At 36.5% G+C, this 19,193-nt stretch carries 17 protein-coding genes and 2 tRNA genes; 14 read left to right on the top strand and 5 right to left on the bottom strand.

The window, feature by feature from the left end; genetic code table 11:
* Positions 1 to 204 precede the first annotated feature (204 nt).
* A complete protein-coding gene (locus LEGAS_RS06270) occupies positions 205 to 819 on the top strand; it encodes an ECF transporter S component (RefSeq protein ID WP_010390932.1) in 615 nt (204 codons plus the stop codon).
* Positions 820 to 868: 49 nt separating this feature from the next.
* Here LEGAS_RS06270 and LEGAS_RS06265 read toward each other — a convergent pair.
* Positions 869 to 941 (bottom strand) — tRNA-Arg (locus tag LEGAS_RS06265).
* Between the two features lie 367 nt (positions 942 to 1,308).
* Here LEGAS_RS06265 and LEGAS_RS06260 point away from each other — a divergent pair.
* From LEGAS_RS06260 to LEGAS_RS06235, 6 genes are all read left to right on the top strand, one after another.
* Positions 1,309 to 2,100: a 2-keto-4-pentenoate hydratase gene (locus LEGAS_RS06260; RefSeq protein WP_013231735.1), complete on the top strand. Its 792-nt coding sequence runs from the start codon at positions 1,309 to 1,311 to the stop codon at positions 2,098 to 2,100.
* Positions 2,101 to 2,521: 421 nt separating this feature from the next.
* Positions 2,522 to 3,151 carry a uracil phosphoribosyltransferase gene (gene upp, locus LEGAS_RS06255; protein WP_010390927.1) on the top strand — a complete coding sequence of 210 codons (630 nt, stop codon included), beginning with the start codon at positions 2,522 to 2,524 and terminating at the stop codon, positions 3,149 to 3,151.
* A 404-nt stretch (positions 3,152 to 3,555) separates the two neighbouring features.
* Positions 3,556 to 4,698, top strand: coding sequence for a PTS sugar transporter subunit IIC (locus LEGAS_RS06250; protein WP_010390925.1), 1,143 nt, complete (start codon positions 3,556 to 3,558; stop codon positions 4,696 to 4,698).
* A 450-nt stretch (positions 4,699 to 5,148) separates the two neighbouring features.
* A complete protein-coding gene (locus LEGAS_RS06245) occupies positions 5,149 to 6,540 on the top strand; it encodes an amino acid permease (protein WP_010388426.1) in 1,392 nt (463 codons plus the stop codon).
* Positions 6,541 to 6,555: 15 nt separating this feature from the next.
* Positions 6,556 to 7,476 carry a homocysteine S-methyltransferase gene (gene mmuM / locus LEGAS_RS06240; RefSeq protein WP_010388425.1) on the top strand — a complete coding sequence of 307 codons (921 nt, stop codon included), beginning with the start codon at positions 6,556 to 6,558 and terminating at the stop codon, positions 7,474 to 7,476.
* A gap of 164 nt (positions 7,477 to 7,640) precedes the next feature.
* Positions 7,641 to 8,555 carry a methylenetetrahydrofolate reductase gene (locus LEGAS_RS06235; protein ID WP_013231733.1) on the top strand — a complete coding sequence of 305 codons (915 nt, stop codon included), beginning with the start codon at positions 7,641 to 7,643 and terminating at the stop codon, positions 8,553 to 8,555.
* Between the two features lie 206 nt (positions 8,556 to 8,761).
* Here the strand turns inward: LEGAS_RS06235 and LEGAS_RS06230 are convergent, their stop codons facing one another.
* Positions 8,762 to 9,292 (bottom strand): LURP-one-related/scramblase family protein, encoded by a 531-nt coding sequence (locus LEGAS_RS06230; RefSeq protein WP_013231732.1) that lies wholly within the window; start codon positions 9,290 to 9,292, stop codon positions 8,762 to 8,764.
* 43 nt (positions 9,293 to 9,335) lie between these two features.
* On the opposite strand from LEGAS_RS06230, the gene LEGAS_RS06225 reads away from it, so the two are divergent.
* Together LEGAS_RS06225 and pta are read left to right on the top strand one after the other, a co-directional pair.
* On the top strand, positions 9,336 to 9,995 hold the full coding sequence (locus LEGAS_RS06225; RefSeq protein ID WP_013231731.1) for a uracil-DNA glycosylase: 660 nt from the start codon (positions 9,336 to 9,338) through the stop codon (positions 9,993 to 9,995).
* A 115-nt stretch (positions 9,996 to 10,110) separates the two neighbouring features.
* Positions 10,111 to 11,097 carry a phosphate acetyltransferase gene (gene pta, locus LEGAS_RS06220; protein WP_010383410.1) on the top strand — a complete coding sequence of 329 codons (987 nt, stop codon included), beginning with the start codon at positions 10,111 to 10,113 and terminating at the stop codon, positions 11,095 to 11,097.
* A gap of 286 nt (positions 11,098 to 11,383) precedes the next feature.
* Here pta and LEGAS_RS06210 read toward each other — a convergent pair whose 3' ends face one another.
* Positions 11,384 to 13,180, bottom strand: a complete 1,797-nt coding sequence (locus tag LEGAS_RS06210; protein WP_041771740.1) for an ABC transporter ATP-binding protein — start codon at positions 13,178 to 13,180, stop codon at positions 11,384 to 11,386.
* A 487-nt stretch (positions 13,181 to 13,667) separates the two neighbouring features.
* Positions 13,668 to 13,751 (bottom strand) — tRNA-Leu (locus LEGAS_RS06205).
* A 263-nt stretch (positions 13,752 to 14,014) separates the two neighbouring features.
* Here LEGAS_RS06205 and serC point away from each other — a divergent pair.
* The 4 genes from serC to LEGAS_RS06185 all read left to right on the top strand — a co-directional run bounded on the left by serC (position 14,015) and on the right by LEGAS_RS06185 (position 17,614).
* Complete coding sequence (gene serC / locus LEGAS_RS06200) at positions 14,015 to 15,100, top strand: 3-phosphoserine/phosphohydroxythreonine transaminase (protein ID WP_180384623.1); 1,086 nt, start codon at positions 14,015 to 14,017, stop codon at positions 15,098 to 15,100.
* Positions 15,097 to 16,275 (top strand): 3-phosphoglycerate dehydrogenase family protein, encoded by a 1,179-nt coding sequence (locus LEGAS_RS06195; RefSeq protein WP_013231729.1) that lies wholly within the window; start codon positions 15,097 to 15,099, stop codon positions 16,273 to 16,275. The genes serC and LEGAS_RS06195 overlap by 4 nt, the downstream gene beginning before the upstream one ends.
* A gap of 15 nt (positions 16,276 to 16,290) precedes the next feature.
* The gene (locus tag LEGAS_RS06190; protein ID WP_010384930.1) at positions 16,291 to 16,776 is read left to right on the top strand and encodes a phosphatidylglycerophosphatase A family protein; all 486 of its coding nucleotides are present in this window, start codon (positions 16,291 to 16,293) and stop codon (positions 16,774 to 16,776) included.
* Positions 16,777 to 16,891: 115 nt separating this feature from the next.
* Positions 16,892 to 17,614 (top strand): YebC/PmpR family DNA-binding transcriptional regulator, encoded by a 723-nt coding sequence (locus LEGAS_RS06185; RefSeq protein ID WP_010384932.1) that lies wholly within the window; start codon positions 16,892 to 16,894, stop codon positions 17,612 to 17,614.
* A 79-nt stretch (positions 17,615 to 17,693) separates the two neighbouring features.
* Here the strand turns inward: LEGAS_RS06185 and LEGAS_RS06180 are convergent, their stop codons facing one another.
* Positions 17,694 to 18,140: a flavodoxin domain-containing protein gene (locus LEGAS_RS06180; RefSeq protein WP_013231728.1), complete on the bottom strand. Its 447-nt coding sequence runs from the start codon at positions 18,138 to 18,140 to the stop codon at positions 17,694 to 17,696.
* Positions 18,141 to 18,408: 268 nt separating this feature from the next.
* Between LEGAS_RS06180 and larD the strand changes: the two genes are divergently transcribed.
* Positions 18,409 to 19,128, top strand: coding sequence for a D/L-lactic acid transporter LarD (larD, locus tag LEGAS_RS06175; protein WP_013231727.1), 720 nt, complete (start codon positions 18,409 to 18,411; stop codon positions 19,126 to 19,128).
* Positions 19,129 to 19,193 lie beyond the last annotated feature (65 nt).

Raw genomic sequence — 19,193 nt, 5'->3', positions numbered from 1 at the left:
ATACAGGTTAAATTTTTAAATGAACGTATGGCTTTAATTATGACAAAAATTTGATTATGAAAGAGAACAGGCACGTATAAACTAAATGAATACACTGTTAATTCGAATTAACAGTGTATTTTTGTTGTGTTTGAGTGTCCTTCTAAGATACAATGTAAATATAAATAAAAAAGGGCGGCTATTTTTTTAATAGCCGAAAAAACTATGACAAATCAAAAAATAAAATATTATGTGGTGACAACTTTATTTGTTGCGATTGTTTTGCTTCAGATGATTGTGCCATGGCTTGGCGTGATGCCATTAGGTGCATTCGTAATTGGTGCGAGCGCAACAATTATACAATTTACAGTGGCATTAGCTGGTATTTTATTGGGACCTAAATACGGTGCTGTTGTTGGTTTATTTTGGGGAATAATGTCGTTTATTAACGCGTTAACACACCCAGGAACAATTGGTTCACTAATGTTTCAAAATCCTTTTACAGCATTAGTTCCACGTGTGCTAGTCGGCTTTCTAGTTGGGTTATTATTTAATTATTTTTTACGTAAACGATCAGGAACAATTAGGACGCTTGGATTAGGCATTCTTGGTGTTGTAGCGGCACTTATCAATACAGTTGGTGTTGTTATTTTAACGACGATTGGTTTTACTGTAATGCATACAAATTTTACAGGTATTCCTAATCAAAATCTGTTGAGCTGGTTAATTGGTATTGTGTCATTTAATGCTATTTTTGAAATGATTGTTGGATTTATTTTGATTACTGTTGTTGGTAATGTGTTATTACCAGTGGCTGAACGCGCAAATATTAAAGGTTAATATAGATCGAGAGCAATAAAAAAACACGACTTTTAGTCGTGTTTTTTGATGCACTAACCCAGACTCGAACTGGGAGCAAAGACTTAGGAGGTCCCCGTTTTATCCTGTTAAACTATTAGTGCGAACTATCATATTATACCTTAGTTTTAATAAAAAATAAAATAGAAGTTGAGTTAATATGTATCATCTCATCAGTGTTTATTAAAAAGTATTCTTGATTGTAGATGAATTCAAAAAAGTTAAGTGGCTGTTGACACATTTTAAGTCGTGTGTTTTAATTAGTATATTAAATTATAGAAAGATAAAACACATGAAAAAGCAATCTTATACAACAACACAAATTATTATCAGCATTATCATTATGTCATGATGGGTGCTGACAGTTTGTTGTGCCTATCAATTATTAATTGATAGGCAGCTGATCATGTAAAGGTCACACTGCTTAAAAAGCAGTGTGACCTTTTTGTTTTAAATAAGGAGGAGAGTATTATGACATTAACATTAGAACAAGAAAAATTGGTGCAACATTTATTCACTGCATGTCAAACAAATAAACCATTGGATCGTGACACTTATGTTGGCGTGGTTAATGATTTTGATACTGCTTATGCAGTACAAGATGCTGTGATGTCTTTAAAGGAGGAACCAACGGCTGGCTATAAAGTGTCGTTAACTTCACCAAAAACACAGGCAATGTTTGATTCAAATTCTCCACTTTATGGTGCCCAGATTGTATCACGTTTTCTAAAAACAGAAGCGGCATTATCTTTAGGAGACTATAATGAACCACTTGTAGAAGTTGAATTACAGTTCACAGCTAAGTCGGCATTAACAGTGGACATGGATCTTGAGGCGTTACTAGTTAATACAACTGTTGCACCGACACTTGAAGTACCTGATTCAAGATTTGAAAATTGGTTTCCAACACTAGATAAGTTTTTAGTTTTGAGTGATTCGGCTGTTGGTGGGGCAGTAGTTTCAGGAGCAGAAAAAGATGGTGCAAACTTAAAAGTTACAGATTTAGTTAAAATTCAAGCTGAATTAACACACAATGGGCATCAAAAAGGGAATGGATTCGGCTCTGAGGTTCTTGGGAATCCATTAATAGCGTTACAATGGCTAGTACGTAAATTAGCAGAGCAAGGAAAAAAATTTCCTGTTGGGACACGCGCTTCGACAGGGACGTTCATGTTGCCTTTTAATTTAGTTGCGGGGGAATGGCGTGCCACATTTTCAGAAGGTTTTGGTGATGTGGTCATGCATGTTATAGAAACCAAATAATGGTAGAAAAAAACTTGAAAACAGTTTGTGTTGGTCACATCGCTTATTTTTGTTATGTTCTTTGGTGCTAGAAATCTTATTCTTCCAGTATAATTAGGACAACTATCTGGTGATAATTTAGGATTAGTAACACTTGGTTTTTAGAAATGGGAATTATCGTTTCATCTATGATACCAAAATATCCAAGACATGACGGTAATCCTGATTTATAATTAGTATTTTTCAGTATTATTGAGAACGACAGATTTTATGCTAAAATCTCGTAATTAAGATAATGTCAGTTGGTTAACAGAAAAAATTTCAATAAGCTATCGTTAGCGTTGTTACTTTGTAGGAGGATTTTTTGCTATAATGAAGTAGATAAATTAATTTGAAAGGAAATGCGTCGTAATTTACATTTTACACGCTTAATATAAACATTATGGGAAAATTTATCGAAATGGATCATCCATTGATTCAGCATAAACTAACAATGATTCGTAATAAGAATGTCGGGACAAAAGATTTCCGAGCACTTGTTGATGAAATTGCAATGCTTATGACATATGAAGCAAGTCGTGATTTGCAGTTGGAAGATGTTGTTGTGCAAACACCTGTGGCGACAACGACAAAAAAGCAACTAGCAGGTAAAAAACTTGCTGTTGTACCTATTTTGCGTGCTGGATTAGGAATGGTAGATGGGATTGTACAATTGATTCCTGCAGCAAAAATTGGGCATATCGGTATGTACCGTGATGAAGAAACCTTGGAACCAGTAGAATACTTTATTAAATTACCAGAAGATATTGATCAGCGTGATGTGTTACTAGTTGATCCAATGCTTGCTACTGGTGGTTCAGCAAAAGATGCTATTGTTGCTTTGAAAAAGCGTGGTGCCAAACATATTAAATTGATTACTTTGGTTTCAGCACCTGAAGGGGTTAAGGCAGTGCAAGAGGCCCATCCTGACGTTGATATTTATACGGGATCATTAGATGATGGCTTGGATAAGAACGGGTATATTATTCCAGGACTAGGCGATGCTGGTGATCGATTGTTTGGAACAATGTAATTTAGGATTAAAAGATTGATGATAACATCAATCTTTTTTATGTATTTATAATGATAAAAATAAAACTATTGACATTTTAAATTTATATCTGTATAGTATTACACATCAAGAAGTAAGCAAGTAATTGCTCAGTAATAAGGAGAGATAACATGATTAAAGCTTTTTATAAACAAGTGAACAGTGCACTTCTCCTCAACCTCCTTCTCATTTGAGTCTAGTTGGTTGTTATTTGAGCAAGATCAGCTACTAGACTTTAAAAGTAAGTTTATGTAGCTGGTTAGGAATATGACGTGAAAACGTCCTAACGAGCAATCGTTGGGGCGTTTTTCTTTTTCTCCAATGATTGTATTGCTCAACTGAAGTGTAAATTGAACTTAAGCACATATTAAAAGGAGATTAGAATTATGGCACAAAACGCAATATCAAATGTACGTCAGGTTGAAGCAGAAAATATTAAGGGCAAAGTCAATGAATCAAAAGAGTCAATTCGTGACACGGTTTATAAAGTCAGTGCGGCTGTTTCAAATGCTATTTTGGTTACTTTAGGCATGGGGTTGTTGTTGCAAACAATAGCAGGGTTTATCAATTGGGCACCGATGGTTCAAATGGGGGCAATTACTAAAATTATGTTGCCGGCTGCATTTGGCGCCGCAATTGCATCACAAATGAAGACAAATACAATGGTTATGTTTAGTGCAATGGCTGCGTCAACGGTTGGTGCCAACGCTGTTTTTTTCACCGATAAAGCTGTGCAAGGTGTAACGGCAACTGGGTATGCAGGTGCGCAAGCTGCTGGTTCAGCTGTGATGACTACTGGACAACCTATTTCGGCTGTTATTGCTGGTGTTATTGCTGTATTATTTGGTAAGTGGTTGAGTGGTAAAACACCATTGGATATGGTAATTGTTCCGGCTGCAACGACAATTGTTGGTACAGTGTCAGGCTATTATTTGGCAGCAGTGACAACGCCAGCATTAGTTGCAGTTGGAAAGTTTATTGCTTCTAGTGTTGCTATCAACCCAATTATTGGCACTGCGATAGTTGCGATGGTGTTTGGGGCTATGACAATGACACCTGCTTCTGCAGCAGCCTTGGCTGTGGCAATTGGTGCAACTGGCGTGACATCACCTCAAGCTGCAGGCGCAATATTAATCGGAACAACAGCTGTGTTCGTTGGTTTTCCTGCAATGTCATTTCAAGAGAATAAAATTGGTGCAACGATCGCACAAGGTATTGTGACACCGAAAATTCAGTTTCCTAATTTGACAGAAAACCCCGCATTGATTATTCCGCCAATGATTGGTGCTGCAATTGCCGCGCCAATTGCAACAATCGCATTTAATGTTACTGCACCATTCGCAATGGCTGGTATTGGTTTTAACTCATTTATCGTGCCATTGGCATTGGCAGGATCAAATCCCGCTGCATTTGCTGCTTATATGATCGTAGGTGTTGGTGTGCCAATTATTGTATCTTTTATTGGATATCGTTTCATGCGTAAAATGGGTTGGGCAAAACCAGAACAATTGCATTTGGAAATGATTTAATTAAATATTTAAAATCGTTTTTTGGAGAAAAATTCTTGCTAAAAATAGCATGGATATAATAAAACAATTTGACATAGCTATATAAAGTTGTTATTATATTGTCAACAGTGAAGAGATAAGTAATATCATGAGCACACTAAGAGAATCTATGTTTGGTGAAAGTAGATTGCGTGATTATATGAAAATGGTCTTGGAGAGATACGCCATGGTGAGCATACGTTAATGCGTTGTGAGCAATGACCGGGTGTGCCCGTTATAGCAACAATAATTCCTATGTTTTAGTTTTTTTTAAATCATAGCGATTGTATGAGGTATGTTTTTAAACATACAAATACCGGGTGGTAACACGATAAGTCGTCCCGCAGTTTGATTAAGTTCAAACTGCGGGATTTTTTTGTTTTTATCGTTTTAGTAATTGGTTACAATTAAATGAACTGGATCGAGGATATGATGGCAGGAAAATTAAAACGTGCAATGACAGCACGGCAAATACAAATGATTGGCTTAGCCAGTGGTATTGGGACAGGGTTATTTTTGTCATCTGCTTACACAATTCACACAGCAGGAGCTGTTGGCACAATTTTAGCGTATTCTGTGGGTGCAGTTTTAGTCTATTTAGTGATGCTAAGTGTGGCTGAATTATCAATTGCGATGCCACAAACAGGTGCATTTCATTATCATGCACAAAAGTTAATAGGGCCAGCCACTGGATTTTTCGTTGCTATCTCTTATTGGCTAACATGGACCATTGCTTTAGGGTCTGAATTTACTGCATCAGGTATTATTATGCAAAGATGGTTTCCAAATATTCCTGTGTGGGCATTTTCCGGTGTATTTCTGGTTATTATTTTATTGAGTAATATATTTTCAGTTAAAATATTTGGTGAAAGTGAATATTGGTTAGCTGCTATTAAGGTTGTTGCCATTGTCGCATTTCTGATCATTGGCGTATTAATTCTAACGGGTAGGTTACATTCTAGTCAAACGCAACATGTTGGCTTTCAAAATATTTTCAGTCATGGCATTTTTCCAAATGGCATTGGCGCTGTATTTACAACAATGTTAGCGGTTAATTTTGCCTTTAGTGGCACCGAACTGATGGCCATTACAGCTGGTGAAGCTGCAGATCCAAGTCGTGCCATAGCTAAAGCAATAAAAGCAGTTTGGTGGCGTCAAGTTATTTTCTTCATTGGTAGTATTACTATTTTGGCAGCAATTATTCCTTACGAAAAAGCGGCTGTTACTCAAAGTCCATTTGTCACAGTATTTAGTATGATTGGCATACCTTATGCCGCAGATATCATGAATTTTGTCATTTTAACTGGTATCATTTCAATGGCTAACTCAGGTCTATATGCTTCGACACGTATGTTGTGGTCATTGAGTCATGAAGGATTAATTTCTAACAAATTTGAAAAAGTAAATAAAAATGGTATTCCAATTAGAGCACTCTTGGCAAGCCTTGTGGGAGGGATTTTAGCTCTAGGTTCAAGTTTTATGGCTGCAGGGTCATTGTATCTCATATTAGTAGAAGTTTCAGGATTAGCGGTGGTGTTTGTTTGGGTAGCGATTAGTTGGTCACACTATAAGTATTATCAACTACTAAAACGTGAAAAGCGAACCCAAGAATTACGTTATCCAAAATGGGCCTATCCACTTTTGCCACTAGCGGGATTTATTGGTTCATCGTTGTCAATTATTTTGGTTATTTTTGATCCTGATCAACGAGCAGCGCTGTTATGGTCAATACCATTTATAATTTTAGTATATGGTTATTATTATTTAAAGTTTAAGTGGTGGCCAAAGCGACATGGGTCAACAGTAACAGTGACCAAAAAATAAAGTAGGAGAATTGGCATGACAAAGTTTGAATCATATATTGAATCAGGGGTAGTTATATTAGATGGTGGGATGGGTAGTGAGCTTGAAAAGCGACAGATTGATGTGAATAATAGCTGGTGGTCTGCTTCGGCATTGGTTCAATCACCAGAGAATATTTGTGAAATTCATAAAAATTATTTTAACGCTGGGGCTTCGTTAGCGATTACTGATACCTACCAAGCACATGTAAAATCTTTTACGGATCAGGGATTAAGTGACAAAAAAGCATATGAACTTATAGACTCAGCTGTCAATTTAGCTAAGCGTGGTCTTGAAAATTCTAATCGAAGTGATGGTTTAATCGCGGGATCGGTTGGACCTTATGGTGCTTATCTGGCAAATGGTGCTGAGTATACTGGTGATTATCATTTATCAGAATCTGAATATCAAACATTTCATCGGCCTCGTATTGCTCGTTTAATTGCTGATGGGGTGAATGTACTTGCCTTGGAAACGATGCCGAATTTTGATGAGACTAAGGCCTTGGGACACTTACTACAACAAGAGTTCCCGTCTGTTGATGCGTATTTATCGTTTGCCACAGAAAATGGCGATCATTTGTGGGATGGTACGCCACTATCAGAAGCGGTTGCTTATTTTGAATCGATTAGCCAAATTAAAGCTATTGGAGTCAACTGCACCTCGCCTCAAAATATTTTACCAGCTTTAAAAAATATCACACCAAATACAAGTAAAAAAATAGTTGTTTATCCTAATGCCGGCGATGATTATGATCCAGCAACTAAACGTTGGGTTAGTCAACATGGACCAATTAACTGGGATGAATTAGTACCAGTGTGGCTGGCTGCTGGGGCTAGTTTAATTGGTGGTTGCTGCAGAACAAGTCCTGAGGATATTAATGAAATAGCTCTGGCCATTATAAGCACGAAGCGATAATTTGTATCGTCAATCAAGCGGGTCGATGATAATAATTGATTTAAAAATATATTACTGACATAGTGATATATTGTAACCAATGTGTTCTTGAAAAGTTACAATGTAGTATATGGTATTATGGTCTAATTCGACAGGTTGAAAACAATAATAATAAGGACGAGAAGATGACTAAAATATCTAAAATATATTATACGAAGTCAGCACCAGTACTGTCATTTGAAATTTTTCCACCCAAAAAAGAGACCGGTATTGAATTACTTTATCGCACTTTGGATGAAGTTAACCCACAAAAATTAGGCGTTGACTATATCAGTGTGACATATGGTGCCGGCGGATTAGGTGATAATACAAAGACATGCAATTTAGCACAATATATCCAAACGCATTTAGGTGTTACTGCGCTGCATCATTTAACTGGTGTGAATCAAACGCCAGAAAGTTTACGAGATATTCTTGCCAAAGTTGAACAAGCAAATATCGAAAATATACTGGCTTTGCGTGGTGATTTAGGAGATAAAACTTATGTTAATGTCAACTATCCTTATGCTAAAGATTTAATTTATGGTATTAAACAATTGCGTGATTTTAATGTTGGGGCAGCAATTTACCCAGAAGGTTATACTGGCAATCCAATTACCGGTATTAGTATAGCCGGCACTAAAGAAAAAATTGCCAGTGGCGCTGATTTTTTGATTTCTCAATTTTTCTTTGACAATGATATGTATTATAACATGCAAGAAAGATTAAAAAATAATTATATTAAAGTGCCAGTGTCTGCTGGTGTGATGCCAATCATTAGTAAAACACAGATTGAACGTGTGACACATATGATTGGGTCACCATTACCGACAGAGTTGGTTAACATTGTTCATAAATATGAAGACAATTCGGAAGATTTAAAAAAAGCGGGCATCGAATATGCACTCAAACAAATTCAAGAGTTATTAGATCATGGCGTAGACGGGATTCATTTATATGCTATGAACCAGCCAAGCGTTCTGAAAAGCATGTTACCCATTATTAGTCAAGAAATTAAAACCAAACATTTTTTTGAAAATAATATTAGTGATCATGGCTAATTAGCAATTAAAAAAATCATCACTGTAATAGTAATGATTTGATTAAAACGACAGCATTTTTTGGTAGTGGACAATTGTTAATAGAATGAATAATTGATAAGTTGGCTTTTAGATTTTCCAATATCCAAGTGAAACATGTTTTAATGCTATAGAGGAAACTAATTTAGATATAATTAAATAACTTGTTACAATTATAAAAATAACGGTTATGACGTCAATTCATACGAATCATTTTGTCCAGGAAGCCATTTGATCCTTGTTAACGGATTAGATTTTGTCCCCCAAATGTCTAGTAAAGCAGCAATAGCAATATGGACGGGTGCCTGAGAGTCAAATGTGATTTTAAGTTGGGTATAAATGCCATCTTGACGTAACTCGGGTTTGACACTGAGCAATTTTTTGGTATTATGAGTGGTGATGTAGCGACCAGCAATAAAATTACCCGATATTAGCCAGCCGAGATGACGAATGTAGACAATGTCACCTAAATGGCCTAAAGTAAAACTAATTGAACCAACGATATGACCACGGTATTTTAACGAAAAACGTGGTAATATACCAAATGATGTCTGCTCAATACGGACAAGCACGTTACCGGACATATCTTGAACATGTAATTCGTCGTGCTTTTTACCTGTTCGACCAGATACTAAATAGCTCGCTTGAAAATTTTCATCAAACACGATGTTTACGCCGTCGTCTATGCTGTGTCTTTGTCGGAGATAGTATTTTGTCATAATCGCCTCTTGACACTAATTTTACCACGAAAGAAGATTAAATATGCCACTATCGCATACAACCTGGGCACCATACGTTAAAGCAAAACTGACAAATGGGCAAATCAAAGATATTCAGTGTTTTTTGGATACTGTCTACCAAACTGAGATCGTTTTTCCACCACGTGATAGGGTATTTTCGGCGCTAGTTGCGACATCTTTAAAAAATACTAAAGTGATCATCATGGGACAAGATCCTTATCATGAAGTTAATCAAGCACAAGGTTTAAGTTTTTCAGTTCCTGATGATGTATTGGCACCACCATCGTTACGTAACATTTTAAAAGAACTAGCTACTGATATTGGTGATCGTTCATCTCATGATTTAACATCATGGACAACACAAGGGGTACTTCTACTAAATGCTGTTCTAACTGTGCCAAAAGGACGTGCAAATGCACATGCTGGACAGGTCTGGGAACCGTTAACTGATGCTATTATTCAAATTGCGTCTGACGATGATGCACCTAAAGTATTTATTTTGTGGGGTAAATATGCACAATCTAAGCGGCGATTGATTGATGAATCAAAACATTTAGTTCTGGTGGCAGTACATCCTAGTCCCTTATCAGCATACCGTGGTTTTTTTGGTAGTCAACCTTTCTCGCAAGCCAATGACTTTTTAAAGGCAAACGGACGAGCGACCATTGACTGGTTAAACTGAGTGAAATAAATCACAAAAAATGATGAAACCGCAGACAAATACCAATTGTTCTGTTACAATGAACTTGTAAATTAAATTAAAAGGTGTTTTTTTTAAACACGTTGGAGGAAGTATTTTGGTTGAATTATTTGAACAATTAAAGCAAAAAATAAGTGGACAAAATAAAGTGATTGTTTTCCCTGAAGGGGAAGATGCTCGCATTCAAGGTGCGGCTGTCAGATTAGCCAATGAGGGTTTAATTAAGCCAATTTTATTAGGCAATGAAAATGCTATAAATGCTACTGCCATTAAGTATCATTATGATTTGTCGAATCTGTCAGTGATTGATCCATTAAAATATGATGTGAATGCTTTAGCAAAATTAAATGCATCATTAGTAGAACGTCGTAAAGGCAAAACTGATGCTGAAACAGCCGAAAAATGGTTACAAGATGTTAATTATTTTGGCACAATGTTAGTCTATACTGGTAAAGCAGATGGCATGGTTTCAGGGGCAACACATCCGACTGGTGACACGGTCAGACCAGCGTTACAAATCATCAAGACAGCACCAGGGTCATCACGTATTTCAGGTGCTTTTATCATGCAAAAAGGTGATGAGCGGTATGTTTTTTCAGATGCTGCAATCAATATTAATGTTGATGCATCAGCAATGGCGGAAATTGCGATTCAATCAGCACAAACGGCTAAGGTGTTTGACATTGAACCAAAAGTTGCTATGCTATCATTTTCAACTAAGGGTTCAGCCAAATCACCATTGGTTGATAAGGTAGTTGAAGCAACTAAATTAGCTAAAGAAATGGCACCAGAATTAGCCAATCAAATTGACGGTGAATTACAATTTGATGCGGCATTTGTTGCAAGTGTTGGTATTGCCAAAGCGCCAGAATCAAATGTTGCTGGGCATGCTAATACGTTTATTTTTCCAAGTTTAGAATCAGGTAATATTGGCTATAAAATCGCTCAGCGCTTAGGCGGTTACGAGGCCATTGGGCCAATTTTGCAAGGATTAGCTAAGCCGGTATCTGATTTATCGCGTGGTGCTAATGAGGAAGATGTTTATAAGGTCGCAATTATTACTGCGGCACAGGCATTATCATAAATAAGTTATTACTGTTTGAAAAAATAAGAAGCGATATACAATATATATTGTATATCGCTTCTTATTTTGTTATTTTAACAGATTTATGCCGGTTATGATTAGTAATAGTTGCACAAGCATGGTCCGCTAAATCGGCTATTAGATTTTCAGCAGTATGGTCACTTAGATCGAAGTGATGATCACCGATTATTAATATGTATCGGTCAGCCATATCATAAAATTTAAGTGAAGCCATTCTTGAGTTGTATGTTGTCATTAAGTTGAAAAGTTCTTTTTTTGTCATTTTTTATTCAAATTGTGCATCGTATAGATGCCTATAAATACCATTATCAGCCAAAAGGCTTTGATGTGTGCCTATTTCTGCAACTTGTCCTGCATTCATCACAATAATTTGATCTGCTTTGTGGATTGTACTCAGTCTATGTGCAATCACAATTGCAGTTTTTGCGACCATTAAATTATCTAATGCATGTTGAATTGCTTTTTCGGACTCATTATCTAATGCAGCAGTGGCTTCGTCTAGAATCACAATCGGCGCATTTTTTAATAAAGCGCGTGCAATAGATAGGCGCTGTTTTTGTCCGCCAGATAGTTTAACACCACGTTCACCAACTTCAGTATTTAATTGATGTGGTAATTGTCTGATAAAATCAGCAATGTCTGCTTGTTGCGCTGCTTGCCAAATGTTATTTTGAGTCACATTTTCGGTGCCATATGTAATATTATCAGCTATAGTGCCGTCAACAATTGTAACATCTTGACTGACCACGGCAATATTTTGACGTAAGTTGGACAGATTGAACTGCTTAATATCTATCCCATCAAACGTCATATCACCGGCTGAACGATCATACATACGAGTGAGCAGTTTAGTAATAGTTGATTTACCCGAACCAGAACGACCAACTAGAGCTGTTGTTTTACCACTTGGTATGGTAAAAGAAACATGATTTAAGGCAGGATTAGTTTCCACATCGTATTCAAACGTCACCTGTTGTAAAGTGATACCTGTTTTTAAAGGGTTAGGAAAATCTACCGGTTCTTTTACCTCTAGAATGCTTGGCTGGTAACTTAAAATGTTTTTTATACGATCGTACGAGACTTGTGCGGTTTGAAAAACGTTCATTAACATAGAAAAGGATCGAATAGGATCTTGTAGCATAGTGACATAAGCAATATAGGCGACTAAATCACCGACAGTCATGGTACCGCGCATAACAAATAATGAACCAAATAATAATACAATTGCTGTGCCAATTGTGTTAATTAGCGTGATTAAAGGTTGGAAAATAGCTTGCCATTTGGTAGCTGTTAAGGAATAGTTGTTTGATTCGTTAGCAATGGCTTTAAATTTGTCCGTTTCGGAATTTTCTGATGTATAGGATTTGATTAATTCAATTTCTGTCAGTGTCGCTTGCAGCTGATTATTAATTTTACTTTGTGCATAACGTACATTTGAGTAAGATTCACGAATACGGCTACGGAAAAATCGAATAGTCACAAATAAAATTGGGAACGTTATTGAGACAAGCAAGGCTAAGTGCCAATTCTGAACAAATAAGAAAGTTAGAACACCAATAAAGGTGAAAATGTTACCAATAATGCTAAACGTATTGGAACTAATTAACATTTGAAGATTACTGATATCACTGGTTAATCGGACCATTAAATCGCCAGTTTTCGTGTCTTGAAAAAAAGCATAATCTTGTTTAAGTATGTCATTGTATGTTTTAATACGTAAATCCGTAATGGCGCGTTGTGATAAAATTTGCATCATATAGGTAGAGAAAAATGTGATTGTGCCAAGAATTAGAGTGGTTATGAGTAACCAAAAAATGTTACTGTATAATGCATATTGATTATTTTGAGGTAATACATGGTCAATGATATTTTTTGTGAATTGTGGCACCATGAAATTTAACCCTGCCATAATAGTCAGCAAAAAAACATTTAGAATGACAAGGCCACGGCGCTTTAAAACAGATCCAAAAACAAAACGGATCATTTCACCGATAGTGGAATTTGATTTTGACAGTTGTTCTTTGATTTCGGACGGGCTCATACGTCTATTTGAATTATTCATAATGTTTTATTATACGCTACATTGGAATAAGTCTGGGAAATATATTGTATATACAAAATTTTGAATTTACCAATGACGTAAATTAGTTGCAATTGTGTAAATACCATAAAGTAATAAACTAATTAAATAGAGCCAACTAATGATGCGCCACCATTTAATGTGAAATTGAGGTTTAGAACGCCGCATATGATGGACCTCCCCATGTTGTTATTATTTAATTGTAATATAACGTATTTATATGACGACTATGTAACAATATAAGCACATTAAGAAAATGATACACTTTTTTATAAATTCTTACAAAAAAGGACAATTAACTATTTAGGCTGTGGTGGTCAGTTTTGTAGCCCTTTTGTAGCACTAACATGCGAAAAGATTGTTTTTAGTTAAATGTAGATTGACGTTATTAAACACTGAAACGCCAGTGACACCAGCGTTTACAAACAAAAAAGCCGTCCTACCAACAACGTTGATAAAACAGCAAATATGCCGCTGACAGGAATCGAACCTGCACGAGATTACTCTCATATCGACCTGAACGGTACGCGTCTGCCAGTTCCGCCACAGCGGCAATACACGCTTTATTATACTAGATTCCTTCATAAAATAAAAGATTGACTTTCAATGCCAATATAGTAATATATAAAATAATGGGATTAAAAAGACTAATGTTAAGTTTTTTGAGTATTTTTAGACTTTTTAAAATGTATTTGTTAGCTTATAGACCTGAATTTACGTTTATAAAATCAGAGGTATTCGTAAAATATACATATAACGCATGAACATCTTGTTATTGAACACAAAATGGAGGGTGTGCAAAGGCACAAAATCATGATGACAACTTACAATTTTTCTGCTGGACCAGGTGTTATGCCAGAAGAGGTCATAACACAAATTAAACAGGAGTTTGAAAAAAACGAACAGACACATATGAGTATTATTGAAATATCTCATCGTTCCAAACAATTCCAAACAATTGTGACTGATGCTGAAAATAAATTGCGTCAATTAATGCATATTTCAGATGAGTATGCTGTTGTCTTTTTACAAGGGGGCGGATCCACTCAATTTGAAATGATGCCATTAAATTTTGCAACAAATCACCATGAAATTGCTTTTCTAGATTCAGGTAACTTTGCGCAAAAAGCTGTGGAAGCAGCTAGAGAGCTCGGTAATAAAGTAACAACATTAAATAGTACAAAAAACATGTATTATCAAAAGCTGCCGCTTTTACCTGATGATTTTGATGCAACGACTTACGATTATTTACATATTGTGACCAACAATACGATCGAGGGCGCAACTTTCCACCAAAATAATTTACCCAAAACAACTGGACGTCTCGTTGCTGATATGAGTTCAAATATATTAGCAGAACCGTATCATGTATCAGATTTTGATGCGATTTTTGCTGGCGGTCAAAAAAATCTAGGTCCAGCAGGTGTTACTGTCGCAATTATTAAAAAATCTTGGTTGGCAGAACAAGACGTTACTGGGGTTGGTCCGATGATGCGTTATCAAAATCATATTGATAAAAATTCAATGTATAATACATCACCTGTTTTTGCAATATACACTTTAAATTTGGTGCTCGATTGGGTCATACAACAAGGTGGCGTGACTGAAATGTATCGTCGCAATTTGGAAAAATCAAAACGTCTTTATGCTTATCTTGATCAGTCGGAATTCTATACTGCACCAGTGGAAGCGCGCGCGCGTTCTCTGACAAATATTGTTTTTACGACAGGTGATCTTGAAAAAGATAAGGTTATTGCTAAGCAAGCGACTGAAGAAGGTTTGTTTAATCTTAGCGGGCATCGTTCAGTCGGTGGTTTTAGAGCATCATTATACAACGCACAACCGATGTCGGCTGTAGATGCGTTGATTGCATTTTTGCAGAAAGTAGAACAACAAGCATGACAACGATCAAAACTTATAATGCGATTAGTACCATAGGATTAGATTATTTAAAGCAACATGATTATGAGATTAATACAAATGATAGTCCAAAAGGGATACTTTTGCGATCTCAAAATCTGCATAATGAAAAAATTGCCGCTAGTGTGCGGGCCGTTGTACGAGCAGGTGCTGGATTCAATAATATTCCAGTAGATGACTTATCAAAGCGCGGCGTGGTTGTGTTTAACACACCTGGTGGTAATGCAAATGCGGTTAAAGAATTAACATTAGCATCACTAATTTTAGCGGCACGACCGGTTATTGGGGCAATTGGCTTTGCTAATGAAACACGTGGTGGTGATGTATCTTTACGTACAGAAGTGAGTAAGGGTGGCTATCGCGGCACTGAGTTAGCCGGGAAAACACTAGGGGTTATTGGCCTAGGAAATGTTGGTTCGAAGGTAGCTAATACTGCTTTAGCACTAGACATGGATGTAATTGGCTATGATCCTGGACTAAATGCCAACACAGCTTGGCGAATTGATCGGCACATTTTACATGCTAAAAATGTGCAGGAGGTCTTAAAAAAAGCTGATTATATAACAGTGCATATTCCGTTAACTGATAAAAATAAGTTTTTTATTGATAGTGATAGCATTGCGCTCATGAAACCAACAGCTGCTTTATTAAATTTTTCACGCAGTGGCATTGTTAATGATTTGGCAGCTAAAGCAGCGTTAGATGATGATAAATTACGGGTCTATATCACAGATTTTGCTGATGAGGCACTATTTGATCATCCAAAAGTCATCATCACACCACATATTGGTGGTTCAACGGTTGAGGCCGAAGATACAAGTGCCTTGATGGCAGCGCGCCAGTTAGACGAATATCTGACAACTGGTAATATTATCAATTCAGTAAATTATCCAGACATTGATGAACCATTTATAACAAAATACCGTGTTGGTATTATTCATGAGAATGTCCCCAATATGATTAGTCAAATTTCAAAGTTTTTTGGTGATAATGATATTAATATTGAGCAATTAAGTAATCGCGCGGTAGGTGCATATGCGTACACGTTAGTAGCGATAAATGACTTTAGTGATACCCAGCAAGAATATGTTAAAACGGCATTAGACGACATTCCGCATGTTATTTTAACGCGTCGCTACGTTAATGAAAACTACTAAAGGGGATAATTACAAATGAAAGATTTACAGGAATCAGGGATTACAAAATTAGCCCAACGTGGTGTAAGCATCAATGATATAGCTGAGGGGGCGCGTACCTTTTTAATAGAAAAATATCATGATGCCGTTGATGAGGTATTATTAAATACAGCTATTTCACGTGTACTACACAAAGATGAAGTAGCAGATATTATATTAACGGCATTGTATTTAGATGAACAAGCAGAAAATATGCCTGATACGCAACCACTCAAAGCGCGTTTACAGCGTGACGCGAACGGACACAATGTTGATGAAATATTGGCAATTGCAATTACACAACAGTTCTCAGCGGCAGCAACAGTCCACTATGGTCTACTAGATGATCTCAAGCCAGGTTTGATTGGTATTATTAATGATAAAACTGATAGTATTAATGTTTATCTAGATGATATCTTGGCAGCATTGATTGCCAGTTCAGCGATGCTTTACTTAGAGTTATTGGGTGGAAACACTTATTAAAAAATATTAATGCCATAATTGTTTAAAAACGTGACTTACTGCTTTAAAAACTGGTAAGGTAAGCGTTTTTTTGATAGAATTAAAGGCACAGTAATAATTTCAAGGAGATGTTAAAATGTCAGGACATAGTAAATGGCATAACATACAAGGCCGTAAAAACGCCCAAGATGCTAAGCGCGGTAAAATTTTTCAAAAGTTAGCACATGATTTGTACGTTGCAGCTAAGGCTGGTGGTGCAGATACATATATGAATGCATCACTACGGCTGGTTGTTGAAAAAGCTAAGTCAGCTAATATGCCAAAAGATAATATTCAGCGTGCGTTGGATAAAGCTTCAGGTGCTGGTGGTCAAAAATTTGAAGAAGTAACTTACGAAGGCTACGGTACGGCTGGTGTTGCCGTGTTAGTTGAAACATCAACGGATAATATTAATCGGACGGTATCAAGTATTCGCAATTCGTTTAAACACTTTGGTGGTGCTTTAGGAACTTCGGGTTCAGTCGCTTTTCAGTTTGATCGTAAAGGCTATTTGGCTATTGATCGAGAAATATTTTCTGAGTTAGACGAGGATACTGTTTTAGAAGCTGCACTGGAAGCAGGCGCTGAAGACGTGCAAACGCAAGATGCAGTTTTTGAAATTTATACGGCACCTAATGATTTTCAAACGATTGAAGGTACTTTGAGTGAAGCGGGCTATGTTTTTGATGAAGCTGAGGTGACCATGATTGCTCAAAACCCTATGATTATTTCTGATGACGATCGTGAAAAGTTAGAGCAATTAATAGATGAATTGGAAGAAAATGAAGATGTCTTAGCTGTGTATACAACAGCCGACTAAAAAATTGGTTTATATAAAAACACATCTCGTAACGATTGTCTATTGACAGACGTTTGCTCATGAGATGTGTTTTTTTGAATTATTTTTGCGCCTTTTGAATTAGTTTTGTTACAAATGTGTTTAATGTGATTTCATCTGCATCATCTGGTCTGAGATTTATTTTAACACCATCTGCGCCTTTAATACCATTTGTTTTGGCAAATTGTTCTTCAAATTTTGGTACGGCTAGCCCAAAATCAGACATATAATATATATCACCTGACCCAGCAACACCGTATATAACACCACTTAAATCAGCCTGAGCTAAGTCATCAAAAAAATCAAGACCCTCATCAGGTAAAGAACCATTGTCGTATGTATAGGGTACGATAACAGCAATATTTGTGTGCTCGAGTTCATCAACTTCGGTTTGTGATATTTCTGTTTTTTTTACGTTGATACCAGCAGCTTTGAAGGCTGAAACGATAATATCAGCAACATCTTCATTATTACCGGTGATTGTTGCATATACGACGTGTGCATCCATGATTAATATGAGTTATGCTAGTATACCTTCAAATTATGCGTATAATAGACATATTTCCTCCATTTATATTGTATAGTTATAATTATAAAGATTTTACAGATAATTGCACCTATTGTTTTCGTGAAATAATGCACGAATATGACGATTTGTTGACAAAATGAAAAAAGGCCTTTACACCACCCGTTTATGGCCTTACTATAAAGACTGGAAATTAAACGTAGAAAACCGCGACTACTTGATAGATTTGCGACCGCTTAGGAGATTACAAATGATACACCAGTTGTTGGCCGAATTTATGGGCACTGCTCTAATGATTATTTTTGGCGTTGGCGTTCACGCTGATGAGGTTTTGAATCGAACAAAATTTCACGGTTCGGGTCATATTTTTGCCATTACAACGTGGGGATTTGGTATCTCTATTGTGTTGTTTGTCTTTGGCGATGTTTTTATCAACCCAGCTATGGCTATGGCACAGCTTGTACTTGGAAAAATTGATTTGATATATTTTCTAACAGTCAGTGTTGTTGAAGTGCTGGGTGGTATTGTGGGCTCTTTGATTGTTTACGTGATGTATGCTGATCAGTTTAAACTATCAGAAAAAGATATTGATCCCGTTATCGTACGAAATATATTTTCAACTGCGCCAGCAATTCGTAACTTACCACGTAACTTTTTTGTTGAAGCGTTTGCGACTTTTATATTTTTAACGAGTATTATGGCTATCTCAGCTCGAGCTGGAAACGTACCTGGTATGGTGCCGTTATCAGTTGGTTTCTTAGTATGGGCCGTGGGTATGGGTATGGGTGGTACGACTGGATTTGCAATGAATTTAGCACGAGACATGGGGCCACGGTTAGCCTATACAATTTTACCTTGGAAAAATCGTGCAACGTCTGATTTTAAATATGGATTACTTGTTCCAGGAATTGCCCCTTTTGTAGGAGCAATAGTTGCAGCTTTATTTTCAAAATATTACTTGGGACTTTAATGACGTGTTCTTAGCTTTAAAAGCGAACTTGTTATTTTTAATTGTTCAGTTATAATAAAATTATC

It is taken from the genome of Leuconostoc gasicomitatum LMG 18811 (genome assembly GCF_000196855.1).
Taxonomy (GTDB): Bacteria; Bacillota; Bacilli; order Lactobacillales; family Lactobacillaceae; genus Leuconostoc; species Leuconostoc gasicomitatum.
The sequence above is the reverse complement of the archived record's forward strand: the minus strand, read 5'-3'. Positions and strand labels throughout refer to the sequence as shown.